Below are 16,867 nucleotides of genomic sequence, written 5' to 3'. Positions count from 1 at the left end.
CGGGATAAAATGCGGTACATGGTGAACCGCTCTAACAATTCGTTACACCGTTTCCATTTTTGGAAATCGCTTTAATGCTTCTCAATCTTGAAAGGCATTGAGATATCGCAATACCTACCCAGACATTACGGCGATACAGCTCAAAAGTTAATATTTTAAAATATGAAGATTGATAGCACAATACCTAAAAGGCATAAGTGCCTAACGCTCGCCATTTATTCGACCGTTGCACATATACGAGAAACGAAGATTATAGAACCGTTTCCAAAAGTGGAAATGGGGTTATTGCCAAAAATGGAATTAACTTATCCGTTCTCAAATATGAGAACTTAAATCTTGTTGAACCGACAATTATCTGTTTGAGAATTATGGAACTGCGAATTCGCATAGTGAGAATGGATGAGGTGAAAAATGGTACAATGAGACAATCAAAAGCGATGTTTTATAGAGACACCTTTACGCTAATGTACCTTTTAATGTACCTATTTTTTATAAACACCTTTAAAATACCGTAAAATATGGTTCTTTCAAATCCTTGGTGGGCCATCACATTAAATTTTCTCATTCATCATATCACCAATCAAAAATATAGTAATAACATCGAATAAAAACAAAATTTCAAAATGCTTCCCTCCAAAGCATCATTAAAACCCGATATTAAATACGCCTACTGTACCTGCGGACTTTCTGTTACCTTTCCCATGTGTGAGGGAAGTTATCGCGGTACCGATAAAACACCGATCAAATTCAGCGTCGGGATTAAAACCGACAAATGGCTGTGCCGATGCGGACATTCCGGACGAAAACCTTACTGTGACGGTTCTCATCAGCAAGGTGCCATTCAAGAGTGATGATTTGAACTTTTTTCTTTTTTCTTATCCACTTTTGCAAGAGCGACGATAGGATAAATAATAAGTCCTAAAAAAACAGCAGCGCCTAAAGTTATCTCAACAAAATCAATGATTGTCATGTTACTCCTTCAATGTTTTGTACCGCATTATTTTTTCTATCCCCCAACGAACACCAAGGACAATCACTAAACTTGATAGCCATCCCGCCAAAACATCTGAGGGAAAATGAGCCCCTAAGCTTATACGTGAAATCCCTACCAAAACTACAAAGAAGGATGCCGCGTATTTTTGCCAATTGAACACAAGCAACGGCCAGATACTAGCCGCTATCAGCATAGCAAACGAAGAGTGCCCGCTTGGCAAACTGTGGTGGAATTCTGCCGCTCCAACAATATGAACGGTTTCAATCGGAAGCGCTAGCGGAGGTCTAGGGAAATCCAACAAGGGTTTCAATGCTCCCAAAAGCCAGCCATCGACCAAATAAGCAACACTAAACACCGTTATAGTACTTACCCAAAGCAATGCTTTTGTATCTGTCTGATTACGAGAATTTTTCACAATAGCACTTGTCGCACTTAGGCATAATACCGCTAGATACCAGGCAAAAAGCTGATGTGACGCAGCAGCCGTTGCCGCAAGCATAATAGTGTCTATTGCACCGTTATGAATATCATTGATGACATGAAACAACCAAACGTTTAATCCACCCCAATCGTACAAATACCATTTCATAACAATGCTTCAGCCCATAAAGCGATACCGCCGACGGCAGCAACAATAGCAATCGAAAACAACCATTTTTTACGGGTCAATACCGTAATCGATGCCAATGAGATTGCAATCTGGATCAATGTCATAGATTGCGCTAAATGATGATGCGGGATCATTGCTTCATCACTTTGCTCATTCGCTTTTTTGGATGCCACTTCCAACGCTTCCGCTTTGTGTTTTATCTCACCTTTTTCTTTTTCGTATTTCTCCAACTGTTGCGTATAAAACTCTTTTTTCTCTTTGGGAGCAATATCCGAAGCAAGCTCCATCAAATGCTCTTTATTGCTTTTCGCCTGATAAAAGTTCCATTGATCTGAAGCCTGCGTTTTTAAAAGAACCGCTTCATTTTTGAACATCATCGCTTCATTTTGAGTATCGCCGCCTTGATAACTGACTACAGCGCCTATTGAAGCCAAGATAGCAGTAAATATAGCCACATACTGCCCTAACCCTTTTTCTTCACCTGCATGCTCAACGGCATGATCATGTGCACCATGTACGTGAAATCCGTGCCCTGACATATATATTGCTCTCCTCTAAAATGTTTCGCCCATTTTAAAAAGAATACATAAATGAACGTACAACAAAAATAGCTATAAACTCAACTTCCCTAACAGATATGTGAGTATCGGTAACGTCACTAGCGAAATAACAAGCCCGTATCCCACTAATGCTGCGCTCAGTGCAGGGGCAAATCCTGCCGCAATCGCCAAGGCTCCCGCCGTAATCATAGAAGGCATCCCTGACTCCAGCACCGCTGTTTTCAACGCAAGCGGTTCCGTCCCCATCGCAATGAGTATTCCAAATGCCAGTAACGGCATAATGATGAGTTTGAGAAAAAGCGATTGGGCAAAGAGTCCATACTCCACTTCACCGCCGAATTTCATCGAATATCCTACCGATACTAATGCCAAAGGGACAAGGGTGGCTGCGAGTGTTTGAAGATAGGGCTGTGCCCCTGTAGGCATTGGCCCAAATACAAGGGCAAAAATCAAAAAGATAAAGGGAGGAAAAAGAAGCAGTTTTTTGACGATAAGCCGTTTATGAAAGACCCCCGTTTCATAACGCGCTATGACGGCTGCACCGTAAAGCGAAAGGATCAAAAAGGTTCCGAACTGATCGTACATCAAAACATACCCAATCGCATCTTCCCCCAAAAGGGTATGGACAATCGGAATACCGACAAACGAAGTATTCCCAAGCGGCATCACCAACAGCAGTGCCGCACGTACATGGGGTGGGTAATTGCGGGTCATCACGATAACAAGAGCAATGACGATAGGCAACAGCAGCCACGGAATGAGAACAACCCCTAATGCCGAAGCGTCGAAATGGATCTTCGGTACTTGGAGCAACACGGTAGCAGGCAAAGAGACGTAGATGACAAAAAAGTTCAAACTCTTCGCAAAATCAATCGGAGCATCGGCTTTTTGCAAAAAAATACCGATTGCCAATAAGGCGATAATGAATACAAACTGCTCCATCTTTTACTCCGATTTTAACTATCGCAATAGTAATTGCATCCCCCTTTTAATCCTCTAAAAGGTACAATAAACGAAAAACTTGGGCATCTTATGAACCATCGCTATACTTCCCCAAAAATTTCTCTCGGATCGATCCTCAAATGGCAAGTTTCAAAGTTATTTCATAAACAAAAAGTTATCCCCTCTTCGTTACCGATCGTCCCGCAAAATAATTTACCAAAAGGAGAATATCTCCTCTGGCTCGGACACGCTTCTCTATGGCTTCGCTTAGGGATAACCACCGTTGCCATCGACCCCTTATTAGGAAATATCCCTCTGCATAGCCGTTATTCACCTCTTCCGATACCTAAAGAGAATCTCTATGCCGATGTGATTCTCATCACCCATGCACACTACGACCACTACGACAAGCCATCGGTCTTGTTTTTATTGGAACAAAATCCAAAAACAATTATTGTTGCCCCCAACGGGTTTTGGCGTTATCTCAAAGGGAAAATTGCACGTGAGAGATGTTTTGAAATGCAATGGTGGGAATCGGTGATGATAGGAGATCTGTTTATCACTTTTACGCCGAGTCTGCATTGGAGCAACCGCATCCATTTGGATATGAACAAAGCACTATGGGGAGGATATGTGATCCAAAACGGCTCTCATACCGTGTATCACGCAGGAGACAGTGCGTATGGGGAGCATTTCAAAGAGATTCGGGAACGATTCGAAATCGATGAGGCCTTTTTACCGATCGGCGCTTATCGTCCGGAAACGATTATGAAGCACAACCACACCAACCCCCCGGAAGCTTTGCAGGCAGCTGAAGATCTTGGGGCAAAAACCCTCATACCAATCCATTACGGAACATTTAAACTCTCGGATGAATCGGTTGATGAGCCGATCGAATGGTTTGAGGATCTCATCCGTACACAAACCTATCCCTTTGAGACAAAAATTGTACGAGTGGGAGAGATTTATCGTTTCAACACCACATCGACGCTCAAATCCACCTGATCACGTACCGTCAAAAACATCATTTTAATCGGCTTGATCCCATAATCGGTCATTTTCATGCTGCTTTGCGCTTTAATATGCACCTTATTTCCATCTTCGGTAATTGTCCCCTCAAAACTCATCGGTTTCGTGATACCGTGAAGGTTCATTGTCCCTTTGAGAAGATAATTATCTCCCCCTTTGGAAACAACCTCTTTGACATCAAAAACCGCTTTAGGGAAGATAGAGGACTCTAACGCTTCTTGCATATGTTCGTCTCGTTTTTTATTGTCGCTGAATAAATCGCTTAACGACACATCAATTGATCCTTTGAGGGTAGCAGGGTTTGCTTCCATACTCAAATGCGACGTCGCTTTTTTAGACATCGGATCAATGGTGGCATCACCGAATACTTCCGTATGCGCCTTGATCAGTCCCGACTCATAACCCAAATTTCCGGCATATACCGATGAAGCGAGCAATAATCCCGCAATGCACAATTTGATCATAAAAACCTCCTAAAATAAAATGGATAGAGAAGCGAAAAAGCCCCAAAAACAATGATTGCAATCCAAAGCTGATGTTCCAAAGCGATAGCGTTTGCTGCTGATGTGGCAATCCAACCCACACCCACCATTGACAATCCGATCAGACGAATATCCGCCAAGCGAATCAGCGCTTGAAATAACAAGACATTATAATACGAAATAACAATCGGATAGATAATGCTTAGTAACAACGGTATTTTTAATCCATAGAACATGTAACTCAGCAAAAACAGGGTCAGAATGATTCTGCTTTGTTTCGTGAGCTCCGTACCGTAGCGATATGCCAAATATACTCCGAGTAAATGTGAGTTGATGATTAAAAGGGGATATTTACCCCAAATATCAATATCTCCCGATCGGCTTAATGTCTCAAAGAGTGCCGAATCGGCAAAAATACACAGCATCATCAACACTAACGTTATCCATCGAAACGGCTTTTTCTCTGCGTCCATATCCGATTGAAGCCGTGAAAAATACAGTGCAATCATTGAAATCAAAGGAAGTGCAATCGCAATACCTCCTCTCTCATCAAACGGATAGGAGTACAGTGCCGTACCGATGGCATACGAAATGGCTAGTCCTAACGCCAAAGAAAGCTTGCTTTGAAATCTAAATGCATAGAGCAATAACGGGGTTGTATATCCCACAAGAAATCCAAGTATCCAAAGCATCCACAAAGAATAATCAGGATAAAACCATGAAATCACCCCTTGTAACGCGAAGAGAACGTACAACTCTATCGTAAGAAAACGGTGGCTTCGCCAAGCACTAAGCACTGCTCCGATTATCCCTCCGATAGGGAGCGTATAGAGATCGTGAATATGCGAATGAAATGCTCCGACGACCCCAGTTTGTGCAATCAAGAGATAATACAAAAGCTGTGAACTAAGAACAATAACCAGAAAATTCAATCTTTACTCCGTAAAAACAACCAATAGATCAAGGCGAATGTCAGGTCGTACACAGCGACCAAAAGGGCGATTCCATCCAACATCCCCGCCATATAAAGTGCCGCAAATACCGAGGCGCAGATGGCGCGTACCGAAGCGGACAACTCGGCAAAGCGGTGTGGATCGCTCTGTAGCCCGTACCAATGCGCCAATCCCGTTCCGATCATAAAAGCAAAAACGAGATACTCATACGTCCCGCTAAAGTGAAATCCTAGCAACGGGAACAATGCCGCGCCACCGAGGATGAGGATCACCCCGCCCCCCGCATCGCTCAAAAATCCGCTCAGATGATAAAGTTTGAGCGCAGAATCGAGCCTTATTTTGACCCGATCATAAGTGATCCGCAAGACCAATGAGACGATCATCGCACCGACTATCGCCCGAATCCACAAAAACGGCTCTATCGCACCGCTCTCTCCTCCGGCTTCAAAAATGCCCGCTACCGTCAACGCCAAAGCCATTAACGCCATCAACACCGCCCAGAGTATCGCATACATCCGTCGAAAGAGATTTGGCACAATATAATGAAGAATAGTGAGTGCCATAAACGCCACCGCCAACCCCATCGCGATATGGGCATGTCCCACTACCAAATCGTTACGGTGAATCAACGCGCGAATTTCAGGGATAAAAAGAAAATTTCCCTCCGCATCGACAAATACAAAGGCCCCAATCGAGAGGATCAGATAAGGGTTCGTCTTAAAATCCACCCCCGCATCACGAAGCCAAACCCATAACAGTGGCAAATAAAGAAGAGTTAAATATTGAAAAAACCACTCCTCGTTGTAGCTCAGAGGATGGAGAAAATTACGGATCATAAGCGATATGACATATCCGATCAAAGGAGCGATCCACAACCAGTGCCAGCGCGGTTTGAACTCTCCGCCGGCAACTAGCTTGATGAGGAGATAATAAATCGGAATCAACGTAAAACTCATCCCCAGCGTATTATCCCCATGCGGTCCGATAAGGGTTTTCTCCACCTGACCGTATTGCGGATTCATCAGTACGACAAGGGCAATCGGTGCGGCAATAACGGCGGCAAGCGAGACATTGACCCACACAGGGCGTTTTTCGTAGCGGCGAAGGGCATCGAGGAGGGCGAGGAGATAAAACAAACCGCTAAACGCCAACAAAAAGTTCAGCTGATAGGGAAAATCGTAAAACGGCAACCCCCGAATATTTCCGAATAACAATGCCATCGTCATTGTGAGCAAAAAGAGGTTCCAGACGACGAAATAACGGCGTAAGTGCTCAATCGCAGTGTCGGATAAAACCCCCTCTTTTTGGAACAATGCAAACGGCAGTAGTGAGAGGATCAACGGGAAAAAGCCATAGAGCATCTGCGAAATATGGAGTGATCGCGCGCGCTCGGGAGAGAGCAAGGTCATCGAGCCGTCCAATCCCAGTATCTCTAACGCATACACCAACCCCGCAAAGAGTCCGAGAATCAACCATACAAAGGCCAGAGGAAGTTCGTCATTGATGAATTTGTTTAACAATACCATCCTCCATTTCGATAATAACGTCTGCATAATCGGCTATCTTTTTGTCGTGTGACGCGACTACAAAGCCTGTTCCCTGATGTGAAAACTCCCGAAACAACTTGTACACCCCAAGGGCATTTTTACTATCCAAATTCCCTGTCGGCTCATCGGCAAACACGACGGAGGGAGCATTCACCAACGCTCTGGCAATAGCGGCACGCTGACGCTCCCCTCCGGAGACCTCGTCGCTGTAGCGGTGGGAGAGTTTTGCGATCCCCAGTGAGTGCAATAAGGACTCAATTCGACTCTCATCGATCGCCCCGAGGGCGATATTTTCACGCAACGTCAGATAGGAGATCAAATAGTGAAATTGAAACACAAACCCGATATTGTGTCGACGGAAACGGTCGATATTCCCCAGTTCACTGAGTCTCTTTCCATCGTATCGCGTGATCCCTTTTGTGGGTTGAAGCAGTGTCGAGAGGATCGAGAGGAGTGTCGTTTTCCCACTCCCGCTCTCTCCAATAATCGCCGTAAAGCTCCCCGAATCGATCGTCAAATCGACCCCATCCAGTACTTTTTCATGCCCGTAGAAGTGCTCCAGACCCGTAGCTTCGATTTTCATGCGCCACCTCTTTGGATCAAGCTCATCGGATCGACTCTTGCCGCATAAACCGCCGGAAGGAGAGTACCGAAAAGTGCCATAACGACCGAAACGACAAAGACTTTGATCGCCAAAGCCGCCGTAATTTCTCCGTTGATGTATCCTTGAAATTTATCGGCGTGTTTGATGAGTTCCAATACCGCTTCCGAAACGCCGTACGCCACTGCAAACGCCAGCAGAGCAATAATCAGCGTTTCACCCAGCAGCTTGAAAATAATCACTCTCGAAGAGAGGCCGATAGAGCGCATGATCCCAAATTCCGCTCTCCGGTCGTTGACCACCATGCTCATCATGCTCACAATCCCCAAAATCCCCATCAAAAACGCCATCGCACCGATCACATCGGAACTGGTTTTGATGATTTTGAACTGGTTGTACGAGTCGATAAAACCATCGGTCGTTTTCGCTTCCATCTGCGGATACGTTTTATTGATCTGAGCCACAATCGCATCGCTTTTGCCTAAATCATTCAATGCAAGTAAAAAGATAGAGGCACTTTTATGAAATACAGCTCCCGCATCCTCTAACCCCATGACGACGCCCCCGTCCTCAAATCCGATTCGGCTTTTAAATACCCCGCTGACCCGAAACTCTTTTTTGGAGAGAGAGATCGTTTTAGGATGCTTGAGGGTCTCATAGATTTTAGAGCCGAGCATCACTTCGCCCGAAGAGGGGTACAGACCTTGTTTAAGCGCATAGCTTTTAAAACGGTTTTTGCTTGCTCCGTAAATACCGACGATCGGAAGAGGATCGACGGGAGCCGCACCCAAAATCAACGCACTCACTTCCCTCACCCCATTGATTGCAGCAATCTCATCGGCAGCCGAGCGGTTAATGTCACTGAAAAACGTATCGGCTATCCCTTTTTGGGTGACGATAATATCTCCGTCCGTTTTGAGCATCGAACTGTACATGCTCACTACTCCGCCTGATATGGCACTGATCAGAAAAATTGCCGCAATGGAGACACTCATACTGATAAAAATCAGAGCTGTTTTAAACCGATTTTTCCGAAGTGCTTTGATCGGCGTTATCACTGCTCAATCGCTTTTTTCAGCTCTTCGGGAGTTGAGATAAAATCAATCTTAGTCAAAAAGTTCCCCCGAAATTTCATCACGGTGATTTTATCCTCTTGATACGGAAAGTTAAGTCCCTGCTCTTCATCTTGGATCAACAAGACTGTATGGTTGTACTTGCGCATTTTCGGCAATGCGAAGCTCTCGGTAATGAATTTCGGCATTTGGCTGATGTCGGCAACAAATGCCGCTTTGTTTTTCGCCAAATACCCTTTTTCCTGCACGGCAAGGTATTCGTTGACCGTTGCTCCCGTCCCTTTTTCGAATGCCATAATGAGCGTTTTAGGCATCGCTTTGAGGGTATAGCGCTTACCGAACTGATCGTTCAGATCCAGCGGCATCACCGACTGTCCGACTTTATAGGGCGCTCCCCACAGACTCAATGCTGCCAACAATAATACAACCGTCTTTTTCATAAAAATCCCTTATAAGTTCTAACGTATACGAAAGTATAAAAGAAAAAGAGATAATTGATGGTTAATGTGATATTTAGTGGGAAAGTTGGCTAATCAAATGGCCAAGTTTCTCATGCTGCTGCAATGTAAGATGAAAACTCTGATCCATCACTTTGTCCAAATGGTTCATCTCGGTGAGGGTAATCCCGAAAGGATCTTTTTTCGTTACTTTACTCCCGTTCGGCGTGATCACCACATTGTCCAGTTTTTTGGCACTATGTCGGATAAAATAGGTCAAAAAATAGCCGCCGGAGTGATCTTTTTCAATCGCCACCACTACACGAAAGGCATTGGAACCCTCCCATTTCAAATCGGGAGCGAGGGTTTTAAAATCCTCCACACCGAGGTAACCGATATACACTTTCGTATAAATATCATGGTAGCGCTGCGTTGTCGGACGGCGGAAAAACTCCAAATCGACCGGATCTTTCCCTCGCAATGAGCGAAGCATCCACGAGAGGGTCGCATAGTATTTGAATGCGGCGATTTTAAGCTCTTCGGCATGAGCGATTTTGTTACTCTCGATACGGATCATCGGAGCACGCGGCGATTTGGTGCTGAGACGTTCTAAGATATGACGGGCGCTATAGGGCTTAGTAAGCCATACCGACGCATAGGGCGGCAAATCGGACGTTCCCGTCGCCCCCTCGTTGAGCACCAGTAACGCTTTCACTTGATAGCGAGGAAAAAGTACTTCGAGCAATGCCCGTTTTTTACGGAGCCTTTTTTTGAGATTACTCACCGATTTGACGAGGGTCATTTCCACAAAATAGAGCTCTTTATCGGTAAAGAGGAGTCCGTCAAATTCTCCGATCTCTTTGTGACGGGCACGGTAAATAATCTGCCCTTTCCAGCTCACGGAGAGAGCATCACTCTGCGCACGGGTGCGGTGTTTGTGGGGACCTTTGATGATAAAGCTTTTGATTTTCGGTTCATTGGCGGCAAATCGGAGAAGCTTTTCATAGATGTAATTCTCGTACACCTCTCCTTCAAACGAACGAAAAGCACTGATATACCCTTCATCCTCCATCGTTAGCCCTTTTGCCTGAAGCGACAAAAGGTGATCGATGTTGTAGTCGTAATACAAAAGGTTATCACCGAGTTCTGCATCACCCTCGGGGATAACGGTATGGTCGATAGTTAAGATGGGAGCCTCTTTTGGCGAATTAGGGTAGTATGAAAAATACCCACTGCTATTTTACCTTATTTTTTAACTAACGCTACTCTAAAGATCACCGTGATATACTCTATCTATGCAAAACCGACCGACCGAAGATCAAATCCGCGCCCAATTCGTCACTTCGTTGATGGAATATTTCAAAATCGAAGAGGACGTTAACCTCCGCGCACATGTCGCCGATTTGGTACGTGATATCCGTCCTGCACACTATCGGGAATTTTTTCGCCGTTTGTCGCTTCGAGAGATGCCCTACAAAAACGGATTTGAAAAAATCGCCCTCATTGCCGAAGAGTTCGAATCTCAAGCCCTCACCCCAATCGATCAGGAGGCGCAAGAGCGAACCCAAAAACTCTACACCCTGATGTACGATATCCGCCGTGATGTCAGCTTGGTGCGAGACGGTGAAAAAAGTGCGTTGGAACGGTTTGAAGCGATCCGTTTTACCTCGATTAAACGTCAGGGGGAGGATAAAGCGCTTTTGGATGAAACCGACATCAACGTCGTCAAAGCCCTCACAAAAAAATGGATCTATGATTACGTTTCGCTCGACCGCAGCCTCTTCGAAGCGCGGGTTGTTCACGAATACCGAAACGAAATTCTCCGTCGAGAACGGGAGAAAAATGAGACCCTTACCGCTCCTCTCAAGGCAAAACTCATCTCCTCGGTGAAGCGTTCATGATCACCATCCCAACCTCCTTGATCGACCGTGATGATCTCACATTGATGGAGCGCTCCCTCATACCGCTCATTGCCCGCCATACCCAACAATGGGGGGAAAAACCCGGCGATGTCGATGCTTCAACCCTTGCGCAAGCCCTTCGTCACACCCCGCGCGAAGTGATCGAAGCACTCGATGCCATGGTCAAAAAAGGGATCCTCAAAACCCTCCGCCGCAAAACACCTCAAGGGGTGATGATCTACTACACCTTTGCCCCGATCTCCGCTTTGCCGACAATCGAGATGAATCTCACTCCTGCCCAATACAGCGACAGCAGCTATTTTCTCAACCTCCCCAATGAGACGTACGAAGAGCTTCACGCCTTTGCCCTTGAGCTGTGTGATCGAGAAGGGTTACGACGGGAGTTATTTGAGGATTTTGCCCTCTATCAGCGCTCGAAAAACAACCGCTCGTTTGACTGGTGTGCGGAGTTTGAGCGGTGGGTACGCAAAGAGATCGCCTCCAACGCTCCGGTAGTCGCATCGAAACAAGCTCTTGAGCAAACCAAGCCGACCACCGAAGAGTTCGAGATGGCGCAATATTTTATCCGACATCTCGCCTCTATCGATCCGCAGTTTGAAGAGCCGTTTGATGTGATGAGTTGGGCAAAACAGATTCGTCTGTTGATCGAAACGGGAGGCTATAGTCTCCTCGACGTCAAGGCCGTCATCGACTGGCTTTTCAGTGCAAAAGGGGATTGGTTCCGCCCCAATGTTCCCGATGCCTACCACCTACGCAAACATTTTAAGCGGCTCATCGCCCACACTCGATCGTTTCGCGACGGAAAACCCCGCCTCCCTGATGGGGTCGATCTCTTCGATCTGTATGAGCAGATGTAACGCCTTAGCGGGTTAGCACAAACTCAATCCGTCGATTTTTAGAGCGCCCCTCTTCATTGTCATTGGATGCGACCGGATTGGCATCCCCCATACCGACAACTTTGATCGCCTCTTTTTCAATCCCTTGCGTCACAAGATAATCGGCAACCATTTGCGCACGTGCGGCGGAGAGAATTTCGTTGGTCGCATAAAGCGCTTTGAGTCGTTGCGGCGGGATATTGTCGGTATAGCCGTTGATCGTGACCGACGTATAGCCGCCTGTTTTATACAGCTGCGCCCACTCGCGCAAACGCTCTTTGCCCACTTCGCTCAACGCTACGACACGGCTCTCGAAAATTTGGAAATTTCTAAAATACGGTGCCGGAGCGGCAGTATTTATTGCAGGTTTTTTCACCGGTTTTGGGACACTCACAGCCTCTTGCTTCGGTTCGACAGCAATAATCTCTTCTTTTTGTGGTTTCGGTGATTCAACTGCGGCGACTGTCGCTACCGGAGTCATTTTCACCCCTTCAACAACCGGTGCTTCATTTACAATAACCTTCGGCTCCTCTTTCATCACTTTAGCAGATTCTGATACACGAACAGGCGGTGCAACTTTTAGCGGATCAGCCATCGCTACACTCGTAACGGTTTGTCCGGGCTTGAGCTTTTCAAGCTCCATCATCACACACGCACCTTTGACATCGCGTGCGGTGAGGGTGTACGTATTCCCGTTTCGTTGCCACTGAGGGTTTTTGAGGGGTTTAAGGTCTTGATCGAGCCCTTGGTACTTACGAACTCCATACCCTTTTGGGACATTGACGGTAAGGATATTTTCTGCCGTCACACAATCGCTGCTCCCTTTGCAATCTCCGCCGCTCAGGAGAATCTTAACGATTCCGTTCTCTTCGGAAACAATAAAATCGTCTTTGTTCGCACGCTCCAAATACGAATAGCGATCGGTATTTTCAAAAGAGAGTTTTGTCAGCCCCTCTTTGGTTTTTTCCATTCTATGGTTTGCGGGACGGACATAGACGATTCGGGTCGGGTCAAACCCTTTTTCAAACATGAATCCGTAATTTTTATTTTTTTCACCCTGATAATTAAAATGAAAAATCCCCTCCGAAAAATCGGCCTGAGGGTAAAAAATCATCTCCGAAACATCAGCTTGAAGCGAACTCCAGCTCACCCATAATCCTACCAGCCCAACTACTATTTTGCTTTGCATTATCACCTCATTGTAATCAAGGGATGATACAATAAATCAAACCAATTTTCGGTTAAAGGGACAACAATGAACCTTCTCGCACTAAATCTTCCCCACCCCTTGAGCGCTGCGACACTCGAATACGCACTCGATATCCCCCTCAGTCGAGGGATAGAAAACGGCTATTACGGAAAAAACGAGACACTCTACGCCGTTTTAGCCCCTTTTGGCGTTTTAACATTGATTGCGGAAGAAAAAAAAGAGATTCTAAACGCTCTTTCGCTGCTGCGGATCTCACTCGATACCGAAAATATCCTCACACAAGACTACCCGATACATATCGATCCGAATCTTCCCACCCGCTTTAGCGTTACGAACGAAGCAATTATGTTACGCGACGCAACAACCTTGAATCTCAACATCATCGCATTGGCCGTCTCTCAAAGTGTCGGTCTGGAGCGTTACGAAAAACGGCTTGATACCCTTTTTGCCCAAAGCCGCCGAATCGTCGAATCGATCCATACGTTCTCCATCCGTCGCCGATCCCACCTCATGCAGTTTGCCAAGCGTCTTGCCCTCACTCGACACGATATGGTGAGTAATCTTTTGCTCTTGGACAAACCGAACATTCTATGGGATAATGAAGAGGCCGAAGCCCTGTATACGAAGTTGGCATTCACTCTTGAACTGTATGATCGCCACGAAATCGCCCTCTCCAAACTTTCCCAAATCAAAGAGGACGTTATGCTGGTGATGGACATTATCAATCACAAAAAAAGCGAGTTTCTTGAATGGATCATTATCGTTTTGATTGGCGTTGAAATCGTGATGGGTATTTTCCGGTTTAGCCATTAGGCTATAATTGCACTACCAAATCCCCAAATGAGGTAGTATGTTTAAGACCGAAGCCTATCTTGATGCGATCGAACTTGCAATTGATGATTTTTGCATCGACTTTGATCGTGATAAGTATATTAAAGAATTCCATTGCGACTACGCTCATACGATCAGTGAGCATAAAACACTCTTTATCTCCCTCTTTGGATCCAAAACAGCCGCTGAATCGGAAGAACGAACCGATGAGTTCGTTCACTTCTGTGTTACCAATGACATCCCCTATATGTTTGTCTACGGAGAGCTCTTAACCATTTCACGCAACCTGATGCGACTGTTTGCCCAAGAGGGGGACGTAGAGAATATCAAACGCCTTAGCATCTATTTTGATACCTTAGAGCACCAAATCACCATCGCTTATTTCCATAAATTTCTCCGACGCCTTGCCGTCAAAAATCATATACGCTTGAGCCATCTCTCAAATCTCGTCGAAAAGAATCTGATGATCCATTATCAGCAACATATCGAATGGATGATCAAACTAATCGATTTCGTCCAGCATCTTGACGATGCCTATCCATACCCTGAACTCAACCATACCCTCTGCTCATTCGGGAAATGGCTTCATGATGCATCGATCCCCTATATTATCACGACCAGCCATTTCAAAGAGGTGGGGCTGCTCCACCAAAATCTGCACGATCTCGCTTCGGATGTGATCGCCCAGACCAAGGGTGGAGTCATGAAACCGAAAAATCTTATCCACCTGATGCATCGGATCGACTACATCTCATTAGAGATCGGTAATGAAATCGCTATTCTCAACGATATGGTCATGATCGAAGAGTATTCCAAAGATCCTCTTACCGGACTTCTAACCCGCCGTCTGTTTGAAAAAGTAATACAAAGCCAAATCGAAATCGCCAAAGCGACCGAGAGCCAATGTTCACTGATGATGTGCGATCTGGATCATTTTAAATTGATCAACGACACCTATGGTCATCTCGCCGGAGATGCCGTGATCCAACATTTTGCCGAATCCTTACGTACCCTTTTACGCAAATCGGACTTTATCTTCCGTTTCGGAGGGGAAGAATTTATTATCATCCTCCCCTCGACCAATGAAACCAATACCCGCAAAATTGCTCAAAAACTCTGTGATTTCACCGCAGAACAAGAGATTACGTTTGATGGAAAACCGATCCGCTATACCGTCAGCGTCGGTATTACACCGATTTCGATCGATTCTACCAGTTATATTCTCAAAGAGACCATCAACCGCTACGTTGCAGAAGCAGATGCAAAACTCTATCTGGCAAAACAAAACGGTCGCAATCGGGTCGAATAATTTTTACGCTACAATAGTTTTATCAAAGACGCGGAGGTATAAAAATGGTAAAAAAATTAGTACTCTTATCGGTAATCGGGCTGTCCTCATTGATGGCGGCAAACGGAGCTAAACTCTATGCAGCCAAATGTGCGGAATGCCACGGCGGAGACGGGAAAGAGACTTCGGTAGCAGGAAAAGCGATCGCTGGCGGAAGCGGTGCGCTGGCGAAACTAAACGGCTATAAAAACGGTACGTTCGGTGGCGATCAAAAAGCGATCATGCAAGCTAATGTTGCAGCTCTCAGCGACAGTGAAATCAGCACCATCGCAAGCTACGTCGATTCACTCAAATAATCCTTCAGCCGAGAAGCTTTTCAAACTCCTCGGCTCTCACAGGTTTGCTTTTAAAATACCCTTGGTACATTGTACAGTTTAGCGCTTTCAAAAATTCAATCTGCTCTATCCGCTCCGCCCCCTCAGCCACTATCTGAAATCCTAATGCCTGTCCCATCGCCATTATACAACGCTTCTACCGAAAGTGGGGTAGTTTTATGTGATAGAATGGATTCAAGCGTTGGATGTTTCATTATCGAACCTCACATGCGATGGTACAGTTACGTCCGGCCTCTTTCGCCGCATACAGAGCCCTATCTGCCCTCTCAATCGCGCTGGTCAATGAATCTTCGGGGCTTACTTCGGTAATCCCGATGCTGCACGTCACTTTCCCTACCTCATCAAAAGATTCCGATTCGATCAAACTTCGGATTTTTTCACCGACAAGGTATCCCTCTTCACATCCGACATTGCGCAAAAGAAGAACAAATTCTTCCCCACCCCATCGGGCAAAAAGATCCGCTTCACGAATCGTTGAAACAACCAATGACGTAAAATGTTTCAGCACATAATCTCCGATATTATGCCCATAGGTATCATTGACCCGTTTGAAATGATCCAGATCGATCATCATCAAGGTCAATTTCGTCCCTTGTCGTTTTGCAATCGAGCGTTCCTGCGCAAAGAGTTCCGAAAACATATGGCGGTTGTGAATTTCGGTCAATGGGTCTTTCGTGGCAAGCTGGGTCAAATAGCGGTTTTTTTGCTGGAGAATTTGCTTTCTGAATAATCACACAATCGCTCAACGAATCTTTCATATAGTCCAAAATCTCTGCCATAGGAGTATCCGGCAAAAAACTTTTATACCCGAATTTTTTTTCAAAGATTGTCGCAATCTGGAGCGATTCCAAAATCACTTGCGGATCGACACTCGCAACAATGTCACTGTTGGTTACAAGACCGTACAGACTTCCGTCTTTGTTACACACACAAATATGCTCATCACTGTCGTTTGTCAAATTAAGGGCATTGATGATATTGCTCTCTTTGTCAATCAACGGCAACGGGCGCAACGTTATTTTTGAGAGGGGGGGGTGGAAAACGAAACGCCGGAGAGTTTGAGAATGTACACCATCAAACGGCAAAAAAGGGGTTAACGAATCGGAACCAGAACTTTG

22 protein-coding genes are annotated in these 16,867 nt (G+C 45.6%); 7 read left to right on the top strand and 15 right to left on the bottom strand.

The window, feature by feature from the left end; translation table 11 throughout:
• The first annotated feature begins 623 nt into the window (after window positions 1-623).
• Window positions 624-851, top strand: a complete 228-nt coding sequence (locus JHC35_RS07370) for a CDGSH iron-sulfur domain-containing protein (RefSeq protein WP_295043636.1) — start codon at window positions 624-626, stop codon at window positions 849-851.
• Here JHC35_RS07370 and JHC35_RS07365 read toward each other — a convergent pair.
• The 4 genes from JHC35_RS07365 to JHC35_RS07350 form a co-directional block, all read right to left on the bottom strand.
• Window positions 842-970: a hypothetical protein gene (locus JHC35_RS07365; protein WP_295043633.1), complete on the bottom strand. Its 129-nt coding sequence runs from the start codon at window positions 968-970 to the stop codon at window positions 842-844. The genes JHC35_RS07370 and JHC35_RS07365 overlap by 10 nt on opposite strands.
• A 1-nt stretch (window position 971) precedes the next feature.
• Entirely contained in the window at window positions 972-1,583 is a 612-nt protein-coding gene (locus JHC35_RS07360; RefSeq protein WP_295043630.1) for a phosphatase PAP2 family protein, read from the bottom strand.
• The gene (locus JHC35_RS07355; RefSeq protein WP_295043627.1) at window positions 1,580-2,143 is read right to left on the bottom strand and encodes a DUF4337 domain-containing protein; all 564 of its coding nucleotides are present in this window, start codon (window positions 2,141-2,143) and stop codon (window positions 1,580-1,582) included. The genes JHC35_RS07360 and JHC35_RS07355 overlap by 4 nt, the downstream gene beginning before the upstream one ends.
• A gap of 72 nt (window positions 2,144-2,215) precedes the next feature.
• The gene (locus JHC35_RS07350; RefSeq protein WP_295043624.1) at window positions 2,216-3,106 is read right to left on the bottom strand and encodes an AEC family transporter; all 891 of its coding nucleotides are present in this window, start codon (window positions 3,104-3,106) and stop codon (window positions 2,216-2,218) included.
• A 90-nt stretch (window positions 3,107-3,196) separates the two neighbouring features.
• Between JHC35_RS07350 and JHC35_RS07345 the strand changes: the two genes are divergently transcribed.
• Window positions 3,197-4,111 (top strand): MBL fold metallo-hydrolase, encoded by a 915-nt coding sequence (locus JHC35_RS07345; protein WP_295043621.1) that lies wholly within the window; start codon window positions 3,197-3,199, stop codon window positions 4,109-4,111.
• On the opposite strand, the gene JHC35_RS07340 is transcribed toward JHC35_RS07345, so the two are convergent.
• From JHC35_RS07340 to JHC35_RS07310, 7 genes are all read right to left on the bottom strand, one after another.
• The gene (locus JHC35_RS07340) at window positions 4,072-4,599 is read right to left on the bottom strand and encodes a YceI family protein (protein ID WP_295043617.1); all 528 of its coding nucleotides are present in this window, start codon (window positions 4,597-4,599) and stop codon (window positions 4,072-4,074) included. The two genes, JHC35_RS07345 and JHC35_RS07340, sit on opposite strands and share 40 nt — an antisense overlap.
• Window positions 4,596-5,549, bottom strand: coding sequence for a hypothetical protein (locus JHC35_RS07335; protein WP_295043615.1), 954 nt, complete (start codon window positions 5,547-5,549; stop codon window positions 4,596-4,598). The genes JHC35_RS07340 and JHC35_RS07335 overlap by 4 nt, the downstream gene beginning before the upstream one ends.
• The gene (locus tag JHC35_RS07330; protein ID WP_295043612.1) at window positions 5,546-7,090 is read right to left on the bottom strand and encodes a cbb3-type cytochrome c oxidase subunit I; all 1,545 of its coding nucleotides are present in this window, start codon (window positions 7,088-7,090) and stop codon (window positions 5,546-5,548) included. Before JHC35_RS07330 ends, JHC35_RS07335 begins: the two co-directional genes overlap by 4 nt.
• Window positions 7,068-7,700 (bottom strand): ABC transporter ATP-binding protein, encoded by a 633-nt coding sequence (locus JHC35_RS07325; protein ID WP_295043609.1) that lies wholly within the window; start codon window positions 7,698-7,700, stop codon window positions 7,068-7,070. The genes JHC35_RS07330 and JHC35_RS07325 overlap by 23 nt, the downstream gene beginning before the upstream one ends.
• The gene (locus JHC35_RS07320) at window positions 7,697-8,776 is read right to left on the bottom strand and encodes an FtsX-like permease family protein (protein WP_295043606.1); all 1,080 of its coding nucleotides are present in this window, start codon (window positions 8,774-8,776) and stop codon (window positions 7,697-7,699) included. The genes JHC35_RS07325 and JHC35_RS07320 overlap by 4 nt, the downstream gene beginning before the upstream one ends.
• Complete coding sequence (locus JHC35_RS07315) at window positions 8,773-9,231, bottom strand: hypothetical protein (RefSeq protein WP_295043604.1); 459 nt, start codon at window positions 9,229-9,231, stop codon at window positions 8,773-8,775. Before JHC35_RS07315 ends, JHC35_RS07320 begins: the two co-directional genes overlap by 4 nt.
• A 73-nt stretch (window positions 9,232-9,304) precedes the next feature.
• Window positions 9,305-10,357, bottom strand: coding sequence for a hypothetical protein (locus JHC35_RS07310; RefSeq protein ID WP_295043602.1), 1,053 nt, complete (start codon window positions 10,355-10,357; stop codon window positions 9,305-9,307).
• Window positions 10,358-10,523: 166 nt separating this feature from the next.
• Between JHC35_RS07310 and JHC35_RS07305 the strand changes: the two genes are divergently transcribed.
• Window positions 10,524-11,129 (top strand): hypothetical protein, encoded by a 606-nt coding sequence (locus JHC35_RS07305; RefSeq protein ID WP_295043599.1) that lies wholly within the window; start codon window positions 10,524-10,526, stop codon window positions 11,127-11,129.
• Entirely contained in the window at window positions 11,126-12,007 is an 882-nt protein-coding gene (locus JHC35_RS07300; RefSeq protein WP_295043597.1) for a hypothetical protein, read from the top strand. Before JHC35_RS07305 ends, JHC35_RS07300 begins: the two co-directional genes overlap by 4 nt.
• A 4-nt stretch (window positions 12,008-12,011) precedes the next feature.
• Here JHC35_RS07300 and JHC35_RS07295 read toward each other — a convergent pair whose 3' ends face one another.
• Window positions 12,012-13,214 carry an OmpA family protein gene (locus tag JHC35_RS07295; protein WP_295043594.1) on the bottom strand — a complete coding sequence of 401 codons (1,203 nt, stop codon included), beginning with the start codon at window positions 13,212-13,214 and terminating at the stop codon, window positions 12,012-12,014.
• A gap of 66 nt (window positions 13,215-13,280) precedes the next feature.
• On the opposite strand from JHC35_RS07295, the gene JHC35_RS07290 reads away from it, so the two are divergent.
• From JHC35_RS07290 to JHC35_RS07280, 3 genes are read left to right on the top strand one after another with little or no spacing between them, the layout of a single operon-like run.
• Complete coding sequence (locus tag JHC35_RS07290) at window positions 13,281-14,048, top strand: RMD1 family protein (protein ID WP_295043592.1); 768 nt, start codon at window positions 13,281-13,283, stop codon at window positions 14,046-14,048.
• A 37-nt stretch (window positions 14,049-14,085) separates the two neighbouring features.
• Window positions 14,086-15,375 carry a sensor domain-containing diguanylate cyclase gene (locus JHC35_RS07285; RefSeq protein ID WP_295043588.1) on the top strand — a complete coding sequence of 430 codons (1,290 nt, stop codon included), beginning with the start codon at window positions 14,086-14,088 and terminating at the stop codon, window positions 15,373-15,375.
• 44 nt (window positions 15,376-15,419) lie between these two features.
• Window positions 15,420-15,710, top strand: a complete 291-nt coding sequence (locus JHC35_RS07280) for a c-type cytochrome (RefSeq protein ID WP_295043586.1) — start codon at window positions 15,420-15,422, stop codon at window positions 15,708-15,710.
• A gap of 4 nt (window positions 15,711-15,714) precedes the next feature.
• On the opposite strand, the gene JHC35_RS07275 is transcribed toward JHC35_RS07280, so the two are convergent.
• The 3 genes from JHC35_RS07275 to JHC35_RS07265 form a co-directional block, all read right to left on the bottom strand.
• Window positions 15,715-15,873 carry an EAL domain-containing protein gene (locus tag JHC35_RS07275; RefSeq protein WP_295043584.1) on the bottom strand — a complete coding sequence of 53 codons (159 nt, stop codon included), beginning with the start codon at window positions 15,871-15,873 and terminating at the stop codon, window positions 15,715-15,717.
• Between the two features lie 69 nt (window positions 15,874-15,942).
• On the bottom strand, window positions 15,943-16,389 hold the full coding sequence (locus JHC35_RS07270; RefSeq protein ID WP_295043581.1) for a GGDEF domain-containing protein: 447 nt from the start codon (window positions 16,387-16,389) through the stop codon (window positions 15,943-15,945).
• Window positions 16,286-16,867, bottom strand: a 582-nt coding sequence (locus tag JHC35_RS07265; RefSeq protein ID WP_295043578.1) for a CBS domain-containing protein, incomplete at its 5' end; no start/stop codon positions are given. The genes JHC35_RS07270 and JHC35_RS07265, both read right to left, overlap by 104 nt.

Source organism: Sulfuricurvum sp. (genome assembly GCF_022759005.1).
Lineage (GTDB): Bacteria > Campylobacterota > Campylobacteria > Campylobacterales > Sulfurimonadaceae > Sulfuricurvum.
This window is presented reverse-complemented; position numbering and strand designations above follow the sequence as displayed.

Bases quoted from the DNA above. Each gene is read 5' to 3' on its own strand.
- JHC35_RS07370 (WP_295043636.1), top strand. From the start codon at position 624: ATGCTTCCCTCCAAAGCATCATTAAAACCCGATATTAAATACGCCTAC.
- JHC35_RS07365 (WP_295043633.1), bottom strand. From the start codon at position 970: ATGACAATCATTGATTTTGTTGAGATAACTTTAGGCGCTGCTGTTTTT.
- JHC35_RS07360 (WP_295043630.1), bottom strand. From the start codon at position 1,583: ATGAAATGGTATTTGTACGATTGGGGTGGATTAAACGTTTGGTTGTTT.
- JHC35_RS07355 (WP_295043627.1), bottom strand. From the start codon at position 2,143: ATGTCAGGGCACGGATTTCACGTACATGGTGCACATGATCATGCCGTT.
- JHC35_RS07350 (WP_295043624.1), bottom strand. From the start codon at position 3,106: ATGGAGCAGTTTGTATTCATTATCGCCTTATTGGCAATCGGTATTTTT.
- JHC35_RS07345 (WP_295043621.1), top strand. From the start codon at position 3,197: ATGAACCATCGCTATACTTCCCCAAAAATTTCTCTCGGATCGATCCTC.
- JHC35_RS07340 (WP_295043617.1), bottom strand. From the start codon at position 4,599: ATGATCAAATTGTGCATTGCGGGATTATTGCTCGCTTCATCGGTATAT.
- JHC35_RS07325 (WP_295043609.1), bottom strand. From the start codon at position 7,700: ATGAAAATCGAAGCTACGGGTCTGGAGCACTTCTACGGGCATGAAAAA.
- JHC35_RS07315 (WP_295043604.1), bottom strand. From the start codon at position 9,231: ATGAAAAAGACGGTTGTATTATTGTTGGCAGCATTGAGTCTGTGGGGA.
- JHC35_RS07305 (WP_295043599.1), top strand. From the start codon at position 10,524: ATGCAAAACCGACCGACCGAAGATCAAATCCGCGCCCAATTCGTCACT.
- JHC35_RS07300 (WP_295043597.1), top strand. From the start codon at position 11,126: ATGATCACCATCCCAACCTCCTTGATCGACCGTGATGATCTCACATTG.
- JHC35_RS07295 (WP_295043594.1), bottom strand. From the start codon at position 13,214: ATGCAAAGCAAAATAGTAGTTGGGCTGGTAGGATTATGGGTGAGCTGG.
- JHC35_RS07290 (WP_295043592.1), top strand. From the start codon at position 13,281: ATGAACCTTCTCGCACTAAATCTTCCCCACCCCTTGAGCGCTGCGACA.
- JHC35_RS07285 (WP_295043588.1), top strand. From the start codon at position 14,086: ATGTTTAAGACCGAAGCCTATCTTGATGCGATCGAACTTGCAATTGAT.
- JHC35_RS07280 (WP_295043586.1), top strand. From the start codon at position 15,420: ATGGTAAAAAAATTAGTACTCTTATCGGTAATCGGGCTGTCCTCATTG.
- JHC35_RS07275 (WP_295043584.1), bottom strand. From the start codon at position 15,873: ATGGCGATGGGACAGGCATTAGGATTTCAGATAGTGGCTGAGGGGGCG.
- JHC35_RS07270 (WP_295043581.1), bottom strand. From the start codon at position 16,389: ATGTTTTCGGAACTCTTTGCGCAGGAACGCTCGATTGCAAAACGACAA.